At 37.5% G+C, this 2,936-nt stretch carries 4 protein-coding genes and 1 pseudogene; 3 read left to right on the top strand and 2 right to left on the bottom strand.

The window, feature by feature from the left end; genetic code table 11:
• Positions 1–128: 128 nt before the first annotated feature.
• Positions 129–383 (top strand): annotated as a pseudogene (locus tag H1P_RS39135) (DnaB-like helicase C-terminal domain-containing protein); the annotation flags it as partial.
• A gap of 209 nt (positions 384–592) precedes the next feature.
• On the top strand, positions 593–874 hold the full coding sequence (locus tag H1P_RS32335) for an RNA recognition motif domain-containing protein (RefSeq protein WP_144875440.1): 282 nt from the start codon (positions 593–595) through the stop codon (positions 872–874).
• Between the two features lie 216 nt (positions 875–1,090).
• Here the strand turns inward: H1P_RS32335 and H1P_RS32330 are convergent, their stop codons facing one another.
• A complete protein-coding gene (locus H1P_RS32330; RefSeq protein ID WP_144875438.1) occupies positions 1,091–1,324 on the bottom strand; it encodes a Nif11-like leader peptide family RiPP precursor in 234 nt (77 codons plus the stop codon).
• 153 nt (positions 1,325–1,477) lie between these two features.
• Complete coding sequence (locus H1P_RS32325; protein WP_222427356.1) at positions 1,478–1,768, bottom strand: ATP-binding domain-containing protein; 291 nt, start codon at positions 1,766–1,768, stop codon at positions 1,478–1,480.
• Positions 1,769–1,870: 102 nt separating this feature from the next.
• Here H1P_RS32325 and H1P_RS32320 point away from each other — a divergent pair, with 102 nt between their 5' ends.
• Positions 1,871–2,896, top strand: a complete 1,026-nt coding sequence (locus tag H1P_RS32320) for an IS701 family transposase (RefSeq protein WP_144875436.1) — start codon at positions 1,871–1,873, stop codon at positions 2,894–2,896.
• Positions 2,897–2,936: the final 40 nt, after the last annotated feature.

Raw genomic sequence — 2,936 nt, 5'->3', positions numbered from 1 at the left:
TGCCTAAAAGGAGACGAACTAGGCAAAGTTAACATTTGCATTTCTTATCGTTCAAGCTCAAAAATGGCGTAAAAAATAAAAAATTTAATCTTGTTGCGTCTGGTGACACGAACCTTCTATTTCCGCCAAGTAGAGCGGTAGAAACTCGCAATGATAAGCGTCCCATGATGTCAGATTTATCTCAATCGGGAATTTTAGAGATGGTAGCAGATAATATTATCTTTGCTTACAGGGATGAGTATTACAACCCAGATACTATTTATCAAAATATTCTGGAGTTAATTTTAGCTAAAGCCAGACATGGGGATACGGGCAAAATCGAACTGCTGTTTGATAAGTCCTGCGGGATGATTGAGAATTTGAGAATGTACGAGCGTAATTGATTTGGGGTTGAGGGGCGATCGCTCTTTACCAATCAAGTAATTTGGTTTTTATTTCCAGAAAAGTGTTAGTGTTAATACTGAGAATCAACAGATTAACGATTAAGTTTGTATTCAGTCTCTACAGGTCTTTTCCGTAAAGTATTGAGCTATTTCTTTCCCAATAATCCAGTCTCTCTAAACACAACACTCATTGAGAGGACAATCAAAATATGTCAATTTATGTAGGCAATTTGTCTTACGAAGTTAATCAAGAAGACTTAAATGAAGTCTTTGCCGAGTATGGAACTGTTAAACGGGTTCATGTTCCCAGCGATCGCGAAACCGGTCGTCCCAGAGGATTTGCTTTTGTCGAAATGGAATCGGAGGCATCAGAAGACAAAGCTATTGAAGCTCTAGATGGAGCAGAATGGATGGATCGCTCTCTTAAAGTCAATAAAGCTAAACCTCGCGAAGATAATAGAAATGCTGGTGGTCGAAACAACCGTTTCTAAACTTCTTTCGTTAAATTAAAAAATCAACGCTTCTAGGAATCAAGTAGATTATTTCTACATCTTTTTTCTGGAGGCGTTTTTTTATTTGAATGAGTAGGATGATTGTTTGATTCTTTAAAAGGTAGACAGCGATCTCGGCAGAGCCGAGCCGTTGCACGATCGCCCTGCTGAATTTCACCACAAGCTTACTGTAAACAGACGAACGCCCCAATTCTTTTATTTCGGGAACAGATGTCGCCTTAGCCCAATACCTGGATTAAAAATACCTGCCACATCCTCATCAGATAATTTACTGAGTTGAGTTTTAAAATCTTTGATTGTGAAGGCATAGCCTCTGGCTAGAGCCAGCTTAATGAAAGCTTCTGGATTGCTAAGTGCTTTCTGTATTTCTTGTTGAGCCTGGGCTTGCTCTACCTTTTTGTAGATTCGAGCAGCATTTTCCGCAGTCATGATTGTGTCTCCTTTTACAAGGACGAATTTTTAAAAGGATGTTTTTCTAACTTTTTACACTGGCAAATCACATAAATAAAAGTTATTTAAACATATTTAGATTATAACTCATGATTATGATTATTATTGAAGTATTTTTAAAGCTTAATGAAATTAAGTTACTGATTCATACTTTCTAACCGCTCCCTTAACTTGGTATATCTCTGCTGCTGCTTGACCTGCCTTACAGCGATCAGGCGAAGCCTGCCACTGCGTGATCGCAATAGCTTTCTCCGACTTCTTAGCCCTAGTCAATCCCGTATAAAACAGATTCCGACTCAACATAACGTAGTGTTGAGTATAGAGAGGAAGAATCACAACGGGATACTCCGAACCTTGCGACTTATGTATCGAAGTCGCCCAAGCGAGAGTAATTTCGTTTAAATCTGCATAATCATAAACCACATCGCGATCATCAAAATTGATAGTAACTAGGACTTACGCATTGACAAAATAATGAGATAATGCACATCTAAGTGGAGTCATCGAAAAAACAGGTATCGAACCATCAGGAAAATCAGCAAACCCTCAACGGCACAATGCAATCTCGAACACTACACATTGTTTTTATTGTCAGAACCAAAACAAATGGGATGTAGCAGATTAGCAGAAATACTGGAAAATGTCTCACACGATAGCATCAATCGCTTTTTATTGAGAGAAAGATACGAAGCCAAAGATTTATTCGACACTGTTAGAGATTTAATTGACTTAAAAGGAGGAATTTTAAGCGTTGATGACACAGTAATAGAAAAACATTACAGTAATCCAGAATGCGCTGAACTAATTGGATATTTTTGGTCGGGTAAATATCATAAAAGTATCAAAGGATTGAATTTAATTACTCTTTATTACAGCGACCGCCCAGAAAAATCAGTCCCAATTAATTACAGAATCTATAACAAAAAGGAGGGCAAAACCAAAAACGATTATTTTAAAGAAATGCTACTCGAAGTAATGACTTGGGGGTTAAAACCGAGCATAGTAACAGGTGATAGTTGGTACTCATCGATAGCCAACCTGAAGTTTTTAAGAAACCAGAAACTAGGCTTTCTATTCGGTGTCGAAAAAAATAGAACTATCTCCAACGAGCCTGGTAAATACTATCAGGTAAGTTCTTTAGAGATTCCAGACGAAGGTTTAATTACTCATTTAAAAGAATTTGGATTGATAAAACTGTTGAGGAAAGACTTCAGAAAAGGAGACTCTCGGCACTATATCTTATATTTGCCAGACTCAGAAAAATTGACTAATATTTCTCGTCAAGAATTTATCACCATTCACGACCGACACTGGGGAATCGAAGCATTTCATCGTGCTATTAAACAAGTCTGCGGTATCTGTCGGTTTATGGTACGAAATACACGGGCAATTCAAACACACATATTTTGTTCACTTCAAGCATTTGTTCGTTTAGAGAAAATGCGTTCGACTAACTCAATTTCTAATTGGTATCAAGTACAGAGAAACTTATTCACCTTAGTTATCCGTGAATATATTCTAAGTAATCTTCCAAATACCTGTGCTATTTAGCACCCATAGTGTTGGCTTTTTGTCAATGCGTAAGTCCTAG

Origin of the sequence: Hyella patelloides LEGE 07179 (assembly GCF_900659865.1) — a bacterium.
Lineage (GTDB): Bacteria > Cyanobacteriota > Cyanobacteriia > Cyanobacteriales > Xenococcaceae > Hyella > Hyella patelloides.
This window is presented reverse-complemented; position numbering and strand designations above follow the sequence as displayed.

Excerpts from the sequence above, each read along its gene's own strand:
- H1P_RS32335 (WP_144875440.1), top strand. The coding sequence starts at position 593 with ATGTCAATTTATGTAGGCAATTTGTCTTACGAAGTTAATCAAGAAGAC.
- H1P_RS32330 (WP_144875438.1), bottom strand. The coding sequence starts at position 1,324 with ATGACTGCGGAAAATGCTGCTCGAATCTACAAAAAGGTAGAGCAAGCC.